The 18,997-nt window shown below is 67.3% G+C and carries 16 protein-coding genes and 1 pseudogene; 16 read left to right on the forward strand and 1 reads right to left on the reverse strand.

The genetic code is table 11. From position 1 onward, the window contains the following. Positions 1 to 8 precede the first annotated feature (8 nt). A complete protein-coding gene (locus tag QH168_RS23435; protein WP_280236939.1) occupies positions 9 to 1,451 on the reverse strand; it encodes a form I ribulose bisphosphate carboxylase large subunit in 1,443 nt (480 codons plus the stop codon). A 124-nt stretch (positions 1,452 to 1,575) separates the two neighbouring features. Here QH168_RS23435 and QH168_RS23440 point away from each other — a divergent pair, with 124 nt between their 5' ends. The 16 genes and pseudogenes from QH168_RS23440 (at position 1,576) to nuoN (ending at position 18,995) form a co-directional block, all read left to right on the forward strand. Then, positions 1,576 to 2,487 carry a LysR family transcriptional regulator gene (locus tag QH168_RS23440; protein WP_280236940.1) on the forward strand — a complete coding sequence of 304 codons (912 nt, stop codon included), beginning with the start codon at positions 1,576 to 1,578 and terminating at the stop codon, positions 2,485 to 2,487. Positions 2,488 to 2,557: 70 nt separating this feature from the next. Next, positions 2,558 to 2,968: an Rv3143 family two-component system response regulator gene (locus tag QH168_RS23445; protein WP_432421160.1), complete on the forward strand. Its 411-nt coding sequence runs from the start codon at positions 2,558 to 2,560 to the stop codon at positions 2,966 to 2,968. A gap of 304 nt (positions 2,969 to 3,272) precedes the next feature. Then, the gene (locus QH168_RS23450) at positions 3,273 to 3,653 is read left to right on the forward strand and encodes an NADH-quinone oxidoreductase subunit A (RefSeq protein ID WP_280236941.1); all 381 of its coding nucleotides are present in this window, start codon (positions 3,273 to 3,275) and stop codon (positions 3,651 to 3,653) included. A gap of 70 nt (positions 3,654 to 3,723) precedes the next feature. Beyond that, entirely contained in the window at positions 3,724 to 4,278 is a 555-nt protein-coding gene (locus QH168_RS23455; RefSeq protein WP_280236942.1) for a NuoB/complex I 20 kDa subunit family protein, read from the forward strand. Further along, on the forward strand, positions 4,275 to 4,967 hold the full coding sequence (locus QH168_RS23460; RefSeq protein WP_280236943.1) for an NADH-quinone oxidoreductase subunit C: 693 nt from the start codon (positions 4,275 to 4,277) through the stop codon (positions 4,965 to 4,967). The genes QH168_RS23455 and QH168_RS23460 overlap by 4 nt, the downstream gene beginning before the upstream one ends. Continuing rightward, positions 4,967 to 6,328, forward strand: a complete 1,362-nt coding sequence (locus tag QH168_RS23465) for an NADH-quinone oxidoreductase subunit D (RefSeq protein ID WP_280236944.1) — start codon at positions 4,967 to 4,969, stop codon at positions 6,326 to 6,328. The genes QH168_RS23460 and QH168_RS23465 overlap by 1 nt, the downstream gene beginning before the upstream one ends. Continuing rightward, positions 6,325 to 7,044 carry an NADH-quinone oxidoreductase subunit NuoE gene (nuoE, locus tag QH168_RS23470; RefSeq protein WP_280236945.1) on the forward strand — a complete coding sequence of 240 codons (720 nt, stop codon included), beginning with the start codon at positions 6,325 to 6,327 and terminating at the stop codon, positions 7,042 to 7,044. The genes QH168_RS23465 and nuoE overlap by 4 nt, the downstream gene beginning before the upstream one ends. Continuing rightward, positions 7,041 to 8,369 carry an NADH-quinone oxidoreductase subunit NuoF gene (gene nuoF, locus QH168_RS23475; RefSeq protein ID WP_280236946.1) on the forward strand — a complete coding sequence of 443 codons (1,329 nt, stop codon included), beginning with the start codon at positions 7,041 to 7,043 and terminating at the stop codon, positions 8,367 to 8,369. Before nuoE ends, nuoF begins: the two co-directional genes overlap by 4 nt. Continuing rightward, the gene (locus tag QH168_RS23480) at positions 8,366 to 10,864 is read left to right on the forward strand and encodes an NADH-quinone oxidoreductase subunit G (protein ID WP_280236947.1); all 2,499 of its coding nucleotides are present in this window, start codon (positions 8,366 to 8,368) and stop codon (positions 10,862 to 10,864) included. Before nuoF ends, QH168_RS23480 begins: the two co-directional genes overlap by 4 nt. Continuing rightward, a pseudogene (gene nuoH, locus QH168_RS23485) lies at positions 10,857 to 12,083 on the forward strand (NADH-quinone oxidoreductase subunit NuoH); the annotation flags it as partial. The gene QH168_RS23480 and the pseudogene nuoH, both read left to right, overlap by 8 nt. A 63-nt stretch (positions 12,084 to 12,146) precedes the next feature. After that, positions 12,147 to 12,716: an NADH-quinone oxidoreductase subunit NuoI gene (nuoI, locus tag QH168_RS27760; protein ID WP_280468289.1), complete on the forward strand. Its 570-nt coding sequence runs from the start codon at positions 12,147 to 12,149 to the stop codon at positions 12,714 to 12,716. Next, positions 12,713 to 13,579, forward strand: coding sequence for an NADH-quinone oxidoreductase subunit J (locus tag QH168_RS23495; RefSeq protein WP_280236948.1), 867 nt, complete (start codon positions 12,713 to 12,715; stop codon positions 13,577 to 13,579). Before nuoI ends, QH168_RS23495 begins: the two co-directional genes overlap by 4 nt. Next, complete coding sequence (nuoK, locus tag QH168_RS23500) at positions 13,576 to 13,875, forward strand: NADH-quinone oxidoreductase subunit NuoK (protein ID WP_280236949.1); 300 nt, start codon at positions 13,576 to 13,578, stop codon at positions 13,873 to 13,875. Before QH168_RS23495 ends, nuoK begins: the two co-directional genes overlap by 4 nt. Position 13,876: 1 nt before the next feature. Continuing rightward, positions 13,877 to 15,763: an NADH-quinone oxidoreductase subunit L gene (gene nuoL, locus QH168_RS23505; RefSeq protein ID WP_280236950.1), complete on the forward strand. Its 1,887-nt coding sequence runs from the start codon at positions 13,877 to 13,879 to the stop codon at positions 15,761 to 15,763. Continuing rightward, positions 15,760 to 17,382 carry an NADH-quinone oxidoreductase subunit M gene (locus QH168_RS23510; protein ID WP_280236951.1) on the forward strand — a complete coding sequence of 541 codons (1,623 nt, stop codon included), beginning with the start codon at positions 15,760 to 15,762 and terminating at the stop codon, positions 17,380 to 17,382. Before nuoL ends, QH168_RS23510 begins: the two co-directional genes overlap by 4 nt. Continuing rightward, positions 17,379 to 18,995, forward strand: coding sequence for an NADH-quinone oxidoreductase subunit NuoN (gene nuoN, locus QH168_RS23515; protein WP_280236952.1), 1,617 nt, complete (start codon positions 17,379 to 17,381; stop codon positions 18,993 to 18,995). The genes QH168_RS23510 and nuoN overlap by 4 nt, the downstream gene beginning before the upstream one ends. The last annotated feature ends 2 nt before the right edge of the window (positions 18,996 to 18,997 follow it).

Consider the following 18,997-nt stretch of genomic DNA (forward strand, 5'->3'; position numbering starts at 1 on the left):
TTCGCCGCTCAATGGGTCGCCGTCGGCACCGCATCGGGTGCGTCGGTGGAGGTGTAGTCGAAGCTGACTTCACCCCAGGTCGCGAGCGCGACGTCGAGGGGACGATTGGCTGCTGCCGCCTTGCGCAACACCTCCGGTCCCTCGCGGAGCAGATCGCGTCCCTCGTTGCGGGCCTGCACGATCGCTTCGAGAGCCACCCTATTGGCCTCGGCACCCGCCGCTATTCCCAGCGGATGACCGATCGTGCCGCCGCCGAACTGCAAGATGACATCATCGCCGAACAGGTCGACCAGTTGATGCATCTGCCCGGCGTGTATGCCACCGGATGCCACCGGCATCACGCCGGGCAGGCTCGCCCAGTGCTGATCGAAGAAGATCCCGTTGGCGGGCTCGGTGACAACGACGTTCTCGCGCAATGTGTCGTAGAAGCCCTTGGTGGTGGCCGGATCACCTTCCAGTTTGCCGACCACCGTTCCGGCGTGCAGATGGTCGACACCGATCAGCCTGCACCATTTGGCCAGCACCCGGAAGCTCACGCCGTGCGTCTTCTGCCTGGTGAAGGTGGAGTGCCCGGCCCGGTGCAGATGTAGCAGCACGCCATTGCGCCGCGCCCAGTGCGACATCGACTGCATGGCGGTATAGCCCACCGTCAGATCCATCATGATGACGACGCTGCCCAGCTCCTTGGCGAACTCGGCCCGTTCGTACATCTGCTCCATGCTGGCCGCGGTGACATTGAGGTAGTGGCCCTTGATCTCGCCGGTCTCGGCCATCGCGCGGTGCACGCCCTCCATCGCGAACAGGTAGCGATCGCGCCAGCGCATGAACGGCTGCGAGTTGATGTTCTCATCGTCCTTGGTGAAGTCGAGTCCACCCTTGCACGCCTCGTACACCACCCGGCCGTAATTGCGCGCCGACAGCCCGAGTTTCGGTTTCACCGTCGCACCCAGCAAGGCCCGGCCGTACTTGTTCAGATACTCCCGCTCCATCACCGTGCCGTGCGGAGGCCCCTGGAAGGTCTTCACATAGGCGACCGGAATCCGCATATCCTCGAGCCGCAATGCCAGCAGCGGTTTGAAACCGAAGACATTGCCGATGATCGAGGACGTCAGATTGGTGATCGAACCTTCTTCGAACAGATCCAGGTCGTAGGCGATATAGGCGAAATACTCACCCGCCCGGCCCGGCACCGCGTCGATGCGGTAGCACTTGGCCTGATACCTGCTGTGTGCGGTGAGCCGGTCGGTCCACACCACCGTCCATGTGGCCGTGGAGGATTCGCCCGCCACGGCCGCCGCCGCCTCGATCGGATCCACGCCCGGTTGCGGAGTCACCCGGAACACGGCCAGCACATCGGTGTCCGACGGTTGATAATCCGGTGCGTAATACCCCATCGACGCATAGGACTGGACGCCCGGATCCCAACGATCGCGCTCGGTTTCTTCGGCCATCATTCCTCCTGCTCACGGGGGTGAACGCCTTGCGATTTCCAGGATGACGGCGCCGCGGACGACAAACAATTTGAATGTTTCTGGAAATACTCAACCGAATCGTCAGGTTTGCTACCGTCTGACGATGGGGAGAGTGAGTGCGGCAAGGATGGAAACCTTCCTGGTCGTCTCCCGCACCGGCAGCATCCGTCGCGCCGCGAGCCGCCTGCACGTCACCGAAGCCGCCGTCTCCGCGGCCGTCGCCCATATCGAGAAACAGTTGGGCGCCAAGCTCATCGCGAAATCCGGCCGCGGAATCACCCTCACCGAGGCCGGGCGGGTCTACGCCGACTACTGCCGCGGCATCCTCGGACTCATGCAGGAAGCACACGCCGCCGTACGCCGCGCCGAATCCGGACGCCTGCGCATCGGCGTGGTCGCCACCGCCGGTGAGTATGTGCTGCTGCGGCCGCTGGCCGCGTTCCGCAACCGCTACCCCGAGATCGAACTGAGCCTGTCGATCCATCCGCGCGATGCGTTGTTCCTCGAATTGCAGCACCACGAAACCGATCTCGTCATCGCCGGACGACCACCGCGCGACGCGGGCCTGGTCACCCGGGCGCGCCGGGCCAGCAGGCTCGTCGTCGTCGGCCCCGCGGGCCAGGCCTGCGATCCGATGCGCACCACCTGGTTGCTACGCGGACGCGGCTCCGGCACCAGGGAGGCCACCCTGAGCCTGCTCGCCCGGCTACAGATCGATCCACCCACCCTCACCCTCGGCTCGCACGGCGCGGTACTCGCCGCGGTCCGAGAGGGACTCGGCATCACCCTCATCCACGGCGACGCCGTCGGCGAGCACCTCGACTCCGGCGCCCTGCGCATCCTGCCGGTCGACGGCACCCCGCTCGACCGCCCCTGGCATGCCATCACCACCGGCAACCCCTCCCCGACCACCCGGCTGTTCCTCACCCATCTACTCGACCGCGACCGCGTCGGCGCCGACGCGTTCCATCCCGTCCGAGCTTCGGTAGCCGGGAAGTTGCCGCCACCCGGATGATCCGAGGGCGACGCGGCCGATCTCGGCGAACCTGCCACCAAGCGCGCATCCGCGGACGTACCATGCCGTCGTGGCCGATGCGAAAGATCCCGCCGCGCTGCGGGTCCTGGTCTACAGCGACGATGCCGACACCCGGAGCCAGGTGATGCTGGCCCTGGGCAGGCAGGTGCATCCGGACCTACCCGAGCTGGACTACCTCGAGGTCGCCACCGCCGATGTGGTGATCCAACAGATGGACTCCGGCGGTATCGACCTGGCCATCCTCGACGGTGAGGCGACCCCCGCCGGCGGGCTCGGAATCGCCAAACAGCTCAAGGACGAGATCGCGCAGTGCCCGCCACTGCTGGTGCTGACCGGACGTCCCGACGACGAATGGCTGGCCCGCTGGTCGCGCGCGGAGGCGACGGCCACCCACCCGATCGATCCGATCCAGCTGACCGATACCGTCGTCACCCTGCTGCGCGGCCGCCCGGCCGCCTGAACAGCGGATTCGACTCGCCTGCGGATTACCCTGTTTCGGTCATAAATGTCAGTCCCTAATTCGATCAAAGACCATCACGAATCGCCGGGTCCGCTGCCTGATCGGCGGTAGGCTGTGCGCTAGCTCACATGAGCGCGGGAGATGATATGACCCGCAGCGCCAGGTTCCTCTCAGCCCACCCTCGCCCACCGTGGCGATAAGGCGACCCCGGCGACGCGGACCACCGCATCGACCGCCCGCACCCCGTTCGAGGACGGACGGTCACATCCGCCCGCTCCCGTTCGCAAGGAGGGGAAGTGCTGTCGTGAATACCGAGGTGCCGATTCTCGTACTCGGCGCGATCGCTACCGCGTTCGCGCTGGGCTCCGTGGCGATCGCGGCTCTCATCGGGCCGAAACGCTACAACCGTGCCAAACTCGAACCCTACGAATGCGGGATCGAGGCCACCCCGCACGCCGTCGCGGGCGGGCCGGGAAATGTTACCGGGCAACGTTTTCCGGTGAAGTACTACCTCACGGCGATGCTGTTCATCATCTTCGATATCGAGATCGTGTTCCTGTATCCGTGGGCGGTCCACTTCGATTCGCTCGGCCTGTTCGGCCTCGCCGCGATGGCGCTGTTCGTCGTCAATGTCTCGGTCGCCTATGCCTATGAATGGCGCAGAGGCGGCCTGAGCTGGGACTGAGCACAGCCGCGCCGCACATCCGCACCGCGCTCCCCGCACCGGCGGGGACGATCCAGGAGAAGCAGTCGATATGGGTCTCGAAGAAAAACTGCCCAGTGGTTTCGTGCTCAGCACCGTTGAATCGATGGCGGGGTACCTACGTAAGGGGTCGCTGTGGCCCGCCACGTTCGGGCTGGCCTGCTGCGCCATCGAGATGATGGCCACCGGCGCCGGACGATACGACCTCGCCCGGTTCGGTATGGAGGCCTTCCGCGCCTCACCGCGCCAGGCGGATCTGATGATCGTCGCGGGCCGGGTGAGCCAGAAGATGGCGCCGGTGCTACGTCAGGTCTACGACCAGATGACCGAACCGAAATGGGTGCTCGCCATGGGGGTCTGCGCCTCCTCCGGCGGTATGTTCAACAACTACGCCATCGTCCAGGGCGTCGACCACGTGGTGCCGGTCGACATCTACCTGCCCGGCTGCCCGCCGCGGCCGGAGATGCTGCTCAACGCCATCATCGCCCTGCACGAGAAGATCCAGCAGATGCCGTTGGGCGTCAACCGCGTCGAGGCGATCCGCGCCGCCGAACAGGCCGCCCTCGCCGCCACCCCGACCATCCGGATGGAAGGGCTGCTGCGGTGACCGCCGACGAACCACGCAACGGCACCGGCGACGAGGTGATCGGCGTCCGCCACGGCATGTTCGGCGCGGCGGGCACCGGCGATACCTCCGGTTACGGCAGGTTGGTCCGTCAGGTCAGCCTGCCCGGCGGTACGCCCCCGCCCTACGGCGGATATTTCGATGCCATCGTCGAGGCGCTGCGCGAGGCGCTCGCCGCCGGTGGCCACGATATCGAGGCCGTGGTGGAGAAGATCGTGGTGTTCCGCGACGAACTCACCCTGCACATACACCGCGCCGACCTCGTCACCGTCGCCCGCGCGCTGCGCGATGATCCAGCACTGCGTTTCGAACTGTGCCTCGGCGTCGACGGCGTGCACTATCCCGATGATGCGGGGCGCGAACTGCACGCGGTGTATCACCTGATGTCGATCACCCACGGCAGGCGGCTGCGGGTCGAGGTCGCCGCACCCGACGCCGATCCGCACATCCCCTCGCTCTACCCGGTGTATCCCACCACCGACTGGCACGAGCGCGAAACCTACGACTTCTTCGGCCTCCAGTTCGACGGGCATCCCTCGCTCACCCGCATCACGATGCCCGACGACTGGCGCGGACACCCCCAGCGCAAGGATTACCCGCTCGGCGGGATCCCGGTCGAATACAAGGGCGCGCGTATCCCGCCGCCCGATGAGCGGAGGGCCTACAGCTGATGAACGACACCGACACACACACCGCCCACCCCGATACCGACGAGCGTCCGCCGAGCACGGACGCTCCCGCATCCGATCCGACGATCGTCACCGTCGGTGGTCAGGACTGGGACGAGGTCGCCGAATCCCTACGCGGTGCGGGCGAGGAACGCATCGTCGTCAATATGGGACCGCAGCATCCGTCCACCCACGGCGTGCTGCGGTTGATCCTGGAGATCGAGGGCGAAACCGTCACCGAGGCCCGTTGCGGTATCGGCTACCTGCACACCGGGATCGAGAAGAACCTCGAATTCCGCAACTGGACCCAGGGCGTCACCTTCGTCACCCGGATGGACTATCTGTCACCGTTCTACAACGAGACCGCGTACTGCCTCGGCGTGGAGAAGCTGCTCGACATCACCGAGCAGATCCCCGAACGCGCCACCGTGATCCGCGTACTGCTCATGGAACTCAACCGCATCTCCTCGCATATGGTCGCGCTGGCCACCGGCGGTATGGAACTGGGCGCGCTCACGCCCATGCTGTTCGGGTTCCGGGAACGCGAACTGATTCTCGACGTGTTCGAGACCATCACCGGTCTGCGGATGAACCACGCCTACATCCGGCCGGGCGGACTGGCCCAGGACCTCCCCGACGACGGCGTCGCGAAGGTGCGGGAACTGCTCGCGGTGCTACCCGGACGCCTACGCGATATGGAGCATCTGCTCACCCAGAACCCGATCTGGAAGGCACGCACCCAGGACATCGGCTATCTGGACCTCACCGGCTGTATGGCGCTCGGCATCACCGGGCCGGTGCTGCGCGCCACCGGCCTACCACACGATCTACGCAAGGCCGCACCCTATTGCGGCTACGACAGCTACGAGTTCGATATTCCGACCACCACCGGATGCGACTGTTACGGGCGCTATGTGATTCGGGTCGAGGAGATGAAGGAATCGCTCAAGATCGTCGAACAATGCCTGGACCGGCTGCGCCCCGGACCGGTCATGGTGGACGACAAGAAGATCGCCTGGCCCGCCGACCTGGCATTGGGCCCCGACGGTCTCGGCAATTCGCCCCGGCACATCGGCAAGATCATGGGCACCTCCATGGAGGGGCTCATCCACCATTTCAAGCTCGTCACCGAGGGCATCCGGGTCCCGGCCGGGCAGGTGTACAGCGCGGTCGAATCGCCGCGTGGCGAACTAGGCGTGCACATGGTCAGCGATGGCGGCACCCGGCCGTACCGGGTGCATTTCCGGGATCCGTCGTTCACGAATCTGCAAGCGGTGGCAGCGATGTGCGAGGGCGGCATGGTCGCCGACGTCATCGCCTCCGTCGCCAGTATCGACCCGGTGATGGGTGGTGTGGACCGATGACCGAGATCTTGTTGCGGCTGACCACCAAACCCGAACCGTATCCGGCGCCGGTGCGCGAACGCCTCGCCGCCGACGCGGTGCAGATCATCGCCCGCTATCCGCATCCGCGCTCGGCGCTGCTGCCGCTGCTGCATCTGGTGCAGGCCGAGGAGGGCCACGTATCGGGCACGGGTATCGAATTCTGTGCCGAACAGCTGGGTTTGACGGCCGCGGAGGTCACCGCGGTGGCGACCTTCTACTCCATGTACCGACGCACCCCCACCGGCGACTATCACGTCGGAGTCTGCACCAATACGCTGTGCGCGGTCATGGGCGGTGACGCCATCCTCGCCGCCCTACGCGAACACCTCGGTATCGCCCACGGCGAGACCACCGACGACGGCACCATCACCCTCGAACACATCGAATGCAATGCCGCCTGCGATTTCGCACCGGTCATCATGGTGAACTGGGAGTTCTTCGACAACCAGACCCCGGAATCTGCTCGGGCACTGATGGATTCACTGCGATCCGGCGCGCAGGTCACCCCGACCCGTGGCGCACCGCTGTGCACCTTCCGGGAGACCGCACGCATCCTGGCCGGGTTCCCGGACGAGCGGCCCGGCGCCCTCGACGGCATCCCCGGCCCGGCCTCGCTCGCCGGATTGCACACCGCACGCGAACGCGGCATGCAAGCACCCGCAGCACCGTCGCACTCGGAGGGGGAACCGCGATGACACTCACCCCCGTACTCACCCGGCACTGGGAAGACCCGCATTCCTGGACCCTCGACACCTACCGCCGCCAGGACGGTTACCGAGCCCTGCGCATCGCGCTCGGCATGTCGCCGGATCAGGTGATCCAGACCGTCAAGGACGCGGGTCTGCGCGGACGCGGCGGTGCGGGCTTTCCCACCGGGATGAAATGGAGTTTCATTCCGCAGGGCCCCGAACCCGATGGCACCGTCACACCGCACTATCTGGTCGTCAATGCCGATGAATCCGAACCGGGCACCTGCAAAGACATTCCGCTCATGCTCACCACCCCGCATGCGCTGATCGAGGGCGTCATCATCGCCGCCTACGCCATCCGCGCCGGGCACGCCTTCATCTATGTGCGCGGTGAGGTGGTGCCGGTCCTGCGGCGTTTGCAGGCCGCCGTGGCCGAAGCGTACGCCGCGGGACTGCTCGGCCGCGACATCCTCGGCACCGGCTACGACCTGGAGTTGATCGTGCACGCGGGCGCGGGAGCCTATATCTGCGGTGAGGAGACGGCACTGCTCGATTCGCTCGAAGGCAGGCGTGGCCAGCCGCGGCTGCGGCCCCCGTTCCCGGCTGTCGCGGGTCTGTATGCCTGCCCGACGGTCGTCAACAATGTCGAATCCATCGCCAGCGTCGCACCGATCATCCGCAACGGCACCGCCTGGTTCCGGTCCATGGGCAGCGAGAAATCACCGGGTTTCACGCTGTATTCGCTCTCGGGTCATGTGGCCAGGCCCGGCCAGTACGAGGCACCGCTCGGAGTGACACTGCGTGAGCTACTCGGCTACGCCGGTGGAGTGCGCGCCGGGCACGAACTCAAGTTCTGGACGCCCGGCGGCTCCTCGACCCCACTGTTCACCGCCGAACATCTCGACGTGCCACTGGATTACGAGAACGTCGCCGCCGCCGGATCGATGCTCGGCACCAAGGCCTTGCAGATCTTCGACGACACCACCTGTGTGGTGCGCGCCGTGCTGCGCTGGACCGAGTTCTATGCCCACGAATCCTGCGGTAAATGCACGCCGTGCCGCGAGGGCACCTATTGGCTGGTCCAGTTGCTCACCCGGCTCGAGGCGGGTCGGGGCACCGAGGCCGATCTGGACAAGCTGCTCGACATCTGCGACGGCATCAACGGCAAATCGTTCTGCGCGCTCGGCGACGGCGCGGCCAGCCCGATCGTGTCCTCCCTGAAGTACTTCCGCGACGAATACGCCGAGCATCTGCGGCTGGGCGGCTGCCCGTTCGATCCGGCGCGCTGTACCGCCTGGGCCGACAGCGAGATCCGAGAGGTGATCCGATGACCGCCACCGTGCGCACCGACACCAGCGGCGTGGTGCCCGCCGACCTGGTCAGCGTCACCATCGACGGTACCACCGTCAGCGTCCCCGCCGGGACCCTGCTCATCCGCGCCGCCGAACTGATCGGCATCCAGATCCCCCGCTTCTGTGATCATCCGCTGCTAGAGCCGGTCGGCGCATGCCGCCAATGCCTGGTCGAAGTGGACGGACAGCGTAAACCCGTCGCCTCGTGCACCATGGCCGTGGCCGATGGCATGGTCGCCCACACCCAGCTCAGTTCCCCCGCCGCCGAGAAGGCGCAGCGCGGGGTGATGGAACTGCTGCTGATCAACCATCCGCTGGACTGCCCGGTCTGCGATAAGGGCGGTGAATGCCCGCTCCAGAACCAGGCCATGTCCACCGGCTCGGCCGAATCCCGCTTCGACGGCGTGAAACGCACGTATCCCAAACCGATTCCGCTGTCGACGGCGGTCCTGCTGGACCGGGAGCGGTGTGTGCTGTGCGCGCGGTGCACCCGATTCTCCCAGCAGGTCGCCGGTGATCCGTTCATCGAACTGCTCGATCGCGGCGCCCTCCAGCAGGTGGGCACCGCACAGGCCGAACCACTCGACTCCTATTTCTCCGGCAATACGGTGCAGATCTGTCCGGTCGGCGCGCTCACCGGAACCAGCTACCGGTTCCGGGCACGACCGTTCGACCTGGTGTCGAGCCCCACTGTGTGCGAGCACTGCGCCTCCGGCTGCGCCCAGCGCACCGACCACCGCCGCGGTAAGGTGCTGCGCCGCCTGGCCGGTGACGATCCGCAGGTCAACGAGGAATGGAACTGCGACAAGGGCCGGTGGGCCTTCGCCTACGCCACCGAACCCGACCGGATCACCACACCGCTGGTTCGTGGCGCCGACGGTGCACTGGCACCGGCGTCGTGGTCGCAGGCGCTGGCCGTCGCCGCGCGGGGTCTGACCGCGGCGGGCGCGAACACCGGCGTGCTGGTGGGTGGCCGCGTCACCCTCGAGGACGCCTACGCCTACACGAAGTTCGCACGAATGGTGCTCGGTACCAATGACATCGACTTCCGTGCGCGCGTGCATTCGGTGGAGGAAGCCGATTTCCTGGCGGCGCGGATCGCCGGACAGGGCATGACCGTCGGGTACGACGATCTCGAATCCGCGCCGGTCGTGCTGCTGGCGGGTTTCGAGCCGGAGGAGGAGTCGCCGATCGTCTATCTGCGGCTGCGCAAAGCCGCTCGTAAGCGGGGGCTGCCGATCTATGCGCTGGCCGCGTACGCCTCGCGTGGCGTCGAGCGCATGTCGGCCACCCTGCTGCCCACCGTTCCCGGCGCCGAACCGCATTTCTTCGATGCGATCCGCACCGGCGGCACCGAATCGGGTGACACCACCGGTGCCAGTGTCGATTCCATCCGGCTCGTCGAACTCGGGCGACTGCTGCGGCAACCGGGCGCGGTCATCATGGTGGGCGAGCGGCTGGCCGCGATTCCCGGTGCGCTCTCGGCCGCGGTGCGGCTGGCCGACGACACCGGCGCCGCGCTGGCGTGGGTACCGCGCCGGGCGGGCGAACGCGGCGCCATCGAGGCGGGCGCGCTGCCCGGGTTGCTGCCCGGTGGGCGGCCGGTATGCGATCCGGAGGCCAGGCGTCAGGTGCGGCAGGTCTGGGGCGGGCCGGAACTTCCGGTCGCGGTGGGACGCGATACCGCCGGAATGCTCGACGCGGCAGCCGAACTCGGCGCGCTCGTCGTCGGCGGGGTCGATCTCGCCGATCTGCCGGACCCGAAGGCGGCGCTGACCGCGGTCCGGGCCGCTCCGTTCGTGGTCAGTATGGAGCTGCGCCACAGCGACGTCACCGAATGCGCCGATGTGGTGTTCCCGGTGGCCTCGTCCATGGAGAAGTCCGGCACCTTCCTCACCTGGGAGGGCAGGGCACGGGCGTTCGACGCCGCGCTCGGCGAATCGACGGTGCGCCGTACCGCGGCCCCGCTGTCGGATCAGCGGGTCCTGCACGCGCTCGCCGCGGAGATGCGGATACCACTCGGCCTGCCCGATACCGCCGCCGCGCGCGCCGAACTCACCGAACTCGGCGCCTGGGACGGCGCGGCCACACCAGCACCGGCGCACCGACCGCATCCGGTCACCCGGCCCGGCGCCGGAACCGCGGTGCTGGCCGGATGGCGGATGCTGCTCGACGCCGGGCGCATGCAGGACGGCGAACCGAACCTCGCCGGTATCGCCCGCCCGCCGGTGGTGCGGCTCTCGGCGGCCACCGCGACCGAAATCGGCGCCGCCGACGGTGATCCGGTCACCGTGTCGACCGAGCACGGCGCGCTGACCCTGCCTCTGGTGATCACCGCGATGCCCGACCGGGTGGTGTGGGTGCCGCTGCACGCACCGGGCTGTTCGGTGCACACCGAATTGGCGACCCATGCAGGCGGCGTCGTCGGGCTACGACGCGCCGGCCAGAAGACGGAGGGCGAACGCCATGTATGAGTTGTCCCAGCTGACGGTATACGCCCAGGCCGCCGAAGGTCCCGCAGGCTTCGGCACCGACCCGCTGTGGCTGGTTGTGGCGAAATCGGTGGCCATCTTCGTGTTCCTGCTGCTCACCCCGATGATCGCAGTGCTGGCCGAACGCAAGATCGTGGCACGCATGCAGATGCGCATCGGCCCCAACCGCACCGGCCCGTTCGGCAGTCTGCAATCCATCGCCGACGGCGTGAAGATGGCGCTGAAGGAAGACATCGTCCCCGCCATCGTCGACAAACCGATCTACATCCTGGCGCCGGTGCTCGCCGCGATTCCCGCGTTCATGGCCTTCGCGGTGATGCCGTTCGGACCCGAGGTGTCGATCCTGGGCCACCTCACCCCGTTGCAGTTGACCGATCTGCCCGTCGGGGTGCTCTACATCCTGGCCATCACCTCCATCGGCGTCTACGGCATCGTGCTCGCGGGTTGGGCGTCGGGATCGACGTATCCGCTGCTGGGCGGGCTGCGGTCGACCGCACAGGTGATCTCCTACGAGATCGCGATGGCCCTGTGTTTCGCCGCGGTGTTCCTGCTCGGCGGCACGATGGCCACCTCCGGCATCGTCTCCGCCCAGCAGGGCACCTGGTATGTCTTCCTGCTGCTGCCGTCGTTCCTGATCTACTGCGTGTCGATGGTCGGTGAGACCAACCGGGCGCCGTTCGATCTGCCGGAGGCAGAGGGTGAGCTGGTCGGCGGTTTCCACACCGAGTACTCCTCGCTGAAGTTCGCGATGTTCATGCTCGCCGAGTACATCAACATGGCGACGGTGTCGGCCCTGGCGACCACGTTGTTCCTCGGTGGCTGGGCGGCACCGTGGCCGTTGAACATGTGGGCGGGCGCTAATTCGGGGTGGTGGCCGCTGCTGTGGTTCACGCTCAAGGTGTGGACGTTCCTGTTCGTGTTCATCTGGCTGCGCGGCACGCTGCCCCGGTTGCGCTACGACCAGTTCATGAACCTCGGCTGGAAGCTGCTGATCCCGGCCTCGCTGCTGTGGGTGATGGTGGTCGCCACCGCGCGGGTGCTGGAACTCGAGGGCTATCACGTCCAGACCCCGATCCTCGTCGTCGGCGGACTGTTGGTGTGCGCGTTGATGATCGGGATGTTCCTGCGCGCAGGTCGCGCACCGGGTGCGCCGCCCCCCGCCGAGGAGCCCGCACCGACAGAACAAACTGGCAGATCCTCGAGCGGCACCGAGGTTTTCCTCGGATTCCCGGTCCCGCCGCTGCCAGAGCGACCGGCGCACACCGTGCCGGAGGGCGGTCTGTTCGAACCACTGGCCGGTTTCGCGGTCACCGCGGCCACCATGTTCAAAAAGCCGAACACCGAGTTCTATCCGGAGCAGAAGGTGCCCACCGCGGCCCGCTATCACGGTCGTCATCAGCTCAACCGCTATGCGGACGGGTTGGAGAAATGCATCGGCTGCGAGTTGTGCGCCTGGTCGTGCCCGGCCGACGCCATCTACGTCGAAGGCGCCGACAACACCGACACCGAACGCTTCTCCCCCGGTGAACGGTACGGCCGGGTCTACCAGATCAACTATCTGCGCTGCATCGGCTGCGGACTCTGCATCGAAGCCTGCCCCACGCGGGCGCTGACCATGACCAACGACTACGAACTCACCGACGACAACCGGGCCGATCTGATCTACGAGAAGGACCGGCTGCTCGCCCCGCTCGAGTCGGGGATGACCGCACCGCCACACGCGATGCAGCCCGGCAGCACCGACGCCGACTACTACCTCGGCGCCATCACCGGCACCGAATCCGGTCGCACCCCCGCGGCCGTGAGCACCGGCACGGAAGGCGGCGCGCGATGACCGTCACGACACACCTGGCCGCGGCGGCGCTGGCCGCCGAACCCGCGACGACGACCGGTACCGGCGAAGCGGTGCAGTTCTGGATCCTCGCGCCCCTGGCGGTGATCGGGGCGCTCGGTATGGTCTTCGCCGCCAAGGCCGTACATTCGGCGATCTGCCTGGCCGCCACCATGATCGCGCTCGCGGTGTTCTACATCGCCCAGGACGCGCTGTTCCTCGGTGTCGTCCAGATCGTGGTCTACACCGGCGCGGTGATGATGCTGTTCCTGTTCGTGCTGATGCTCGTCGGCGTGGACTCGCCCGAATCGTTGCGGGAGACGCTGCGTGGGCAGCGCATCGCCGCGGCCGCGGTCGGCATCGGCTTCGGTCTGCTGTTCATCACCGGTATCTCGCACGGTATCCGCACCTCCGACCTCACCTTCCCGGCCACCGGATTCCCCGGCCGCGACGTCATCGGTGAGCTGGCCGAACTGATCTTCATCCGCTACGTGTGGGCCTTCGAGCTGACCGGGGCGCTGCTCATCGCCGCCACCATCGGCGCCATGGTGCTGGCGCATCGGGAGAAGTTCGGACCGCAACTCGGGCAGCGGGAGATGTCGCGACGCCGGTTCCGCGATCCCGACCATGCCAGGCCGACACCGCTACCCACGCCCGGTGTGTATGCCAGGCACAACGCGGTCGACGTCCCGGCCAGGCTGCCGGACGGATCGTTCGAGGAGTTGTCGGTCTCGACCATCCTGCGCCACCGCCGCACCCGGGCACTGACCGAAGCCGCGGTGATCTCTGTCGGCACCACACCGGCCGAGTCCACCGAACGCGATGGCGGCGAATCCCGCACCTCCGACGAGAAAGGGAGCCGGTGAACCCCGAGAACTACCTGTTCCTGTCCGCGCTGCTGTTCACCATCGGCGCCGCCGGTGTGCTGCTGCGCCGCAATGCCATCGTGGTGTTCATGTGCATCGAACTGATGCTCAACGCGGTCAATCTGGCGTTCGTCACCTTCGCCCGAATGCATGCGAACCTCGACGGCCAGGTCTTCGCCTTCTTCACCATGGTGGTCGCCGCCGCCGAAGTGGTGGTCGGCCTGGCGATCATCATGACCATCTTCCGCGCCCGCCGTTCGACCTCGGTCGACGACGCCAACCTGCTGCGGTTCTGATATGGACACCGCGATGCTGTGGCTGCTGCCCGCCCTGCCCCTGGTCGGCGCCGTCACCCTGCTGCTCACGGGACGCCGCGCCGACGGCTGGGGTCATCTGCTCGGCTGTCTGACCGCGCTGGCCTCGTTCGCGGTCGCGATCGTCGCGTTCACCCAGATGCTCGGACGCGAGGGCGCCGCCCGCGCCATCGAACTCGAGCTGTTCCAGTGGGTTCCGGTCACCGGGTTGAACGTGGAGTTCGGGCTCCAGCTCGACCAGTTGTCGATGTGCTTCGCGCTGCTGATCACCGGTGTCGGCTCGCTGATCCACATCTATTCGGTCGGCTATATGAGCCACGACCCCGCGCGCAGGCGCTTCTTCGCCTACCTCAATCTGTTCCTGGCCGCCATGCTCGTGCTGGTGCTGGCGAACAACTTCCTCGTGCTCTACCTCGGCTGGGAGGGTGTCGGTCTGGCGTCCTATCTGCTGATCGGGTTCTGGTATGGGAAGCCGTCGGCGGCGACGGCGGCCAAGAAGGCGTTCGTGGTCAACCGCGTCGGCGATATGGGTTTGGCGCTGGCGATGTTCGTCATGTTCGCCACCTTCGGTTCGATCGGGTTCACCGAGGTCTTCGGGGCCGCACCGGTCGCGAGCGAGGGCACACTCACCGCGATCGGACTGCTGTTGCTGCTGGCCGCCTGCGGTAAGTCCGCGCAGGTGCCGCTGCAATCCTGGCTCGGTGACGCGATGGAGGGCCCCACGCCGGTGTCGGCGCTCATCCACGCGGCCACCATGGTCACCGCCGGGGTGTACCTGATCGCTCGCGCCAACCCGGTCTTCGATCTCGCACCGAACGCGCAGCTGGCGGTGGTGCTCGTCGGTGCGGTGACGCTGCTGTTCGGCGCGATCATCGGCTGCGCCAAGGACGACATCAAAAAGGCGCTCGCCGCGTCGACCATGAGCCAGATCGGCTATATGGTGCTCGCCGTCGGACTGGGCCCGGCGGGCTATGCGGTGGCCATCATGCATCTGCTCACGCACGGCTTCTTCAAGGCCGGACTGTTCCTCGGCGCGGGTTCGGTCATGCACGCCATGGACGACGAGACCGATATGCGCCGCTACGGTGGCCTGCGCACCCTGCTGCCGATCACCTATGTGACCTTCGGGCTCGGCTATCTCGCCATCATCGGGGTGCCGCCGTTCGCCGGATTCTTCTCCAAGGACCGCATCATCGAAGCCGCCTTCGCCGAAGGTGGCACCGCGGGACTGGCTCTCGGCGCGGTCACACTGCTCGGTGCGGGGCTCACCGCCTTCTACATGACGCGGGTCATGTTGATGACGTTCTTCGGTGAACGCCGCTGGAAGCCCGATACCCACCCGCACGAAGCGCCCGCGGTGATGACCGGACCGATGATCCTGCTGGCGGTCGGCTCGGTGGCTTCCGGTGCGCTGCTGGTGTGGGGTTCGGCGCTCCAGAACTGGCTCGAACCGGTGGTCGGCTCCCATCACGGCGAGCCCGCGCTGCCGGTCCCGGTGATCACGACGTCGGCCTTGCTCGTGGTCGCCGCCGGTGTGGGCCTCGCGTATCGGCAGTACGCGCGGCGACCGATCCCGGAGACCGCGCCGCAGCAGGTGTCCGCACTCACCGTCGCCGCGCGCAAGGACCTCTACGGTGACGCCGTCAACGAGGCCGGGCTCATGCGCCCCGGTCAGCATCTGACCCGCTCGCTGGTCTTCGTCGACAACCGCGGCATCGACGGACTGGTCAACAGCACCGCCGCGATCATCGGCGGCCTGTCCGCCCGGATCCGGCGGGTACAAACCGGTTTCGTGCGTTCCTACGCCCTGTCCATGTTCACCGGCGCGGCCCTGGTGGCCGCTGCCCTGCTGGCGGTGAGGATCTGGTGAGTGACTTTCCCTGGTTGACCACGCTGTGGCTGTTGCCCGTCGCGGGCGCGGTGCTCGTGCTGCTGCTACCCGCCACACGGCGGGTGCTGGCCCGCTGGGTCGCGCTCGGCTTCTCGGTGGCGGTGCTCGCGGTGGCGGTCCTGCTGGCAACCCGCTTCGAACCCGGCGGTGAACAGTTCCAGTTCGTCGAATCACACAGCTGGATACCGACTTTCGGCGCCGGCTACACCCTCGGCGTCGACGGTATCGCGCTGGTGCTCGTCCTGCTCACCACCGCATTGGTGCCGCTGCTCATCGTGGCGGGCTGGCACGATGAGCGCGAGGTCGGCAGCGGGCGGCGCGTCGCCCACACCTATGTGGCGCTCACCCTGCTCGTCGAAGCCATGGTGCTGATGTCGTTCCTGGCGCTCGACATCCTGCTGTTCTACGTGTTCTTCGAGGCCATGCTCATCCCGATGTATTTCCTCATCGGTGGTTTCGGGCCGCGCACCGACGATGCCGCGGTGCGGGTGCGCCGCGCGCGGGCCGCGGTGAAGTTCCTGCTGTACAACCTGCTCGGCGGGCTGGTCATGCTGGCGGCGGTGATCGGGCTGTACGTGCTCACCGTCCAGCAGGGCCTCGGCGACGGGACGGCCGGAACCTTCGATTTCCGCACCGTGGTCGCGGCGGCGAATACGGGTGGACTCGGCGCCGATCCGGCCCTGCTCAACGCTCTGTTCCTCGGGTTCATGTTCGCGTTCGCGGTGAAGGCGCCGCTGTGGCCGCTGCACACCTGGCTGCCCGATGCGGCGGTGGCGGCGACACCGTCGAGTGCGGTGTTGATGATGGCGGTGGTCGACAAGGTCGGCACCTTCGGCATGTTGCGCTACGGTCTGCTGCTGTTCCCGGACGCCACGCAGACCTACGCGCCGTTGCTCGTCACGCTCGCGGTGATCGCGATCATCTACGGCGCCCTGGTCGCCATCGGGCAGACCGATGTGATGCGACTGATCGCCTATACCTCGATCTCGCATTTCGGGTTCATCATCCTCGGCATCTTCGCGCTGACCAGTCAGGCGCAGACCGGCGCCACGCTGTACATGGTCAATCACGGCATCTCCACCGCCACGCTGTTCCTGATCGCCGGATTCCTGGTCTCGCGCCGCGGCACCAGGATGATCGCCGATTACGGTGGGGTGCAGAAGGTCGCGCCGGTGCTGGCCGGCACCTTCCTCATCGCGGGCCTTGCGACCCTGTCGCTACCGGGTCTGGCGCCGTTCGTGAGTGAATTCCTGGTCCTGGTCGGCACTTTCAGCCGCTATCAGGTCGCGGCGATCATCGCGACCGGAGCCCTGGTCCTCGCGGCGATCTACGTGCTGTGGATGTACCAGCGGATGATGACGGGCCCGGTGACCGAGGGCAATGAGCGGATCCGTGATCTGGTGCCGCGAGAACTCGCGGTGGTGGTGCCATTGATCGCCGCGCTGATCGTCCTCGGGGTCTATCCGAAGCCGATCACCGACCTCATCGACCCCGCCGTCCATCAGACCCTCACCACGGTCGGCATCACCGACCCCGAACCGTCGGCCCCGGCGCATACCGAGGCAGGCACCGCGACCACCGGAGGTGCGCACCCATGAGCGGTGACCTCGACGTCGGGACCGTCCTCGCGGCGACGGTGCCCGCACCGAGTATCGAATACGGCAAGCTCTCGCCGATGCTGATCGTGTTCGGCGCGGCCGTGATCGGTGTACTGGTGGAGGCCTTCGTGCCGCACCGGTACCGCTATCTCACGCAACTGACGCTCGGCCTGGCCGCCTTGCTGGCCGCGCTGGTGGCGGTGATCGCGCTGGCGGGCACGCAGACGACAGTGGCGGTCGGCGCCGTCGCCGTGGACGGAGTGACGCTGTTCCTCCAGGGCACGCTGCTGGTGGTGTCGATGCTCGGCCTGCTGTTCATCGGCCAGCGCACCGCCGCGCCGCGCTCCGGCCCCGGCACCTGGGCCCGTGCCGCGGCCCGACCGAAGATCGAACTCGACGCGTTCACCCCGCAGGCCTCCGCGGTGCCGGGCAGCGCTGCCGAAAGGGCCGCGGCCGCATCAGGTGTGGTGGCGACCGAGGTCTTCCCGCTGACCATGCTCGCGGTGGGTGGGCTGCTGCTGTTCCCGGCGTCGAACGATCTGCTGACGATGTTCATCGCGCTCGAGGTGTTGTCGCTGCCGCTGTACCTGCTGTGTGGGCTGGCCCGGCGCAAACGGCTGCTCTCCCAGGAAGCCGCGCTGAAGTACTTCCTGCTCGGTGCGTTCTCCTCGGCGTTCTTCCTGTACGGCGTCGCCCTCCTGTACGGCGCGACCGGCACCGTCCGACTCGGCGCCCTCGCGGATTCGCTGGCCGCCGACACCGGTGACGACACCCTCGCATTGCTCGGTGTGGCGATGCTGGCGGTCGGGTTGTTGTTCAAGATCGGCGCGGTGCCGTTCCAGTCCTGGGTTCCCGATGTGTACCAGGGCGCGCCGACGCCGGTGACGGCGTTCATGGCCGCGGCCACCAAGATCGCCGCGGTCGGCGCGCTGCTGCGGGTGCTGCACGTCGGAGTGCCGGGACTGGCCCAGGATTGGCGGCCGGTGCTCGGTGCGGTGGCCGTGGCGACCATGGTGGTCGGCGCGGTCATGGCCATCACCCAGACCGATGTCAAACGGATGCTGGCCTATTCCTCGGTCGCTCACGCGGGTTTCCTGCTGACCGCTCTGGTGGCGGCCAACGAGGCCGGGGTGTCGGCGGTGCTGTTCTATCTGCTCACCTACGGTCTGAGCACGCTCGGCGCGTTCGCCCTGGTGAGTCTGGTGCGCGAACCCTCCGGCGACGAAGCCACCTCCTTGGATCGCTGGGCGGGCCTGGGGCGCCGATCACCTTGGCTCGCTTCGGTGTTCGCGCTGCTGCTGCTCTCCTTCGCGGGTCTGCCGTTAACGAGCGGATTCGTCGCCAAGTTCGCCGTCTTCCAGGCGGCAGCCGAGGGCGACGCCGCCTATCTGGTGATCGTCGGTGTGCTCGCCAGCGCCGTGGCCGCCTTCTTCTACGTCCGGGTGATCGTGCTGATGTTCTTCACCGACCCACCCGCCGATCCGCCGGTGGTGACGGCGCCGGTGCCGACGAATGCACTGATCGTCGTCACCGCCGCCGTCACGCTCGTCCTCGGTCTCATGCCCCAGCCGGTGCTCGATCTCGCCGAGCGCGCGGCGAACTTCGCCCGGTAGCG

It is taken from the genome of Nocardia cyriacigeorgica (assembly GCF_029868385.1).
GTDB lineage: Bacteria > Actinomycetota > Actinomycetes > Mycobacteriales > Mycobacteriaceae > Nocardia > Nocardia cyriacigeorgica_F.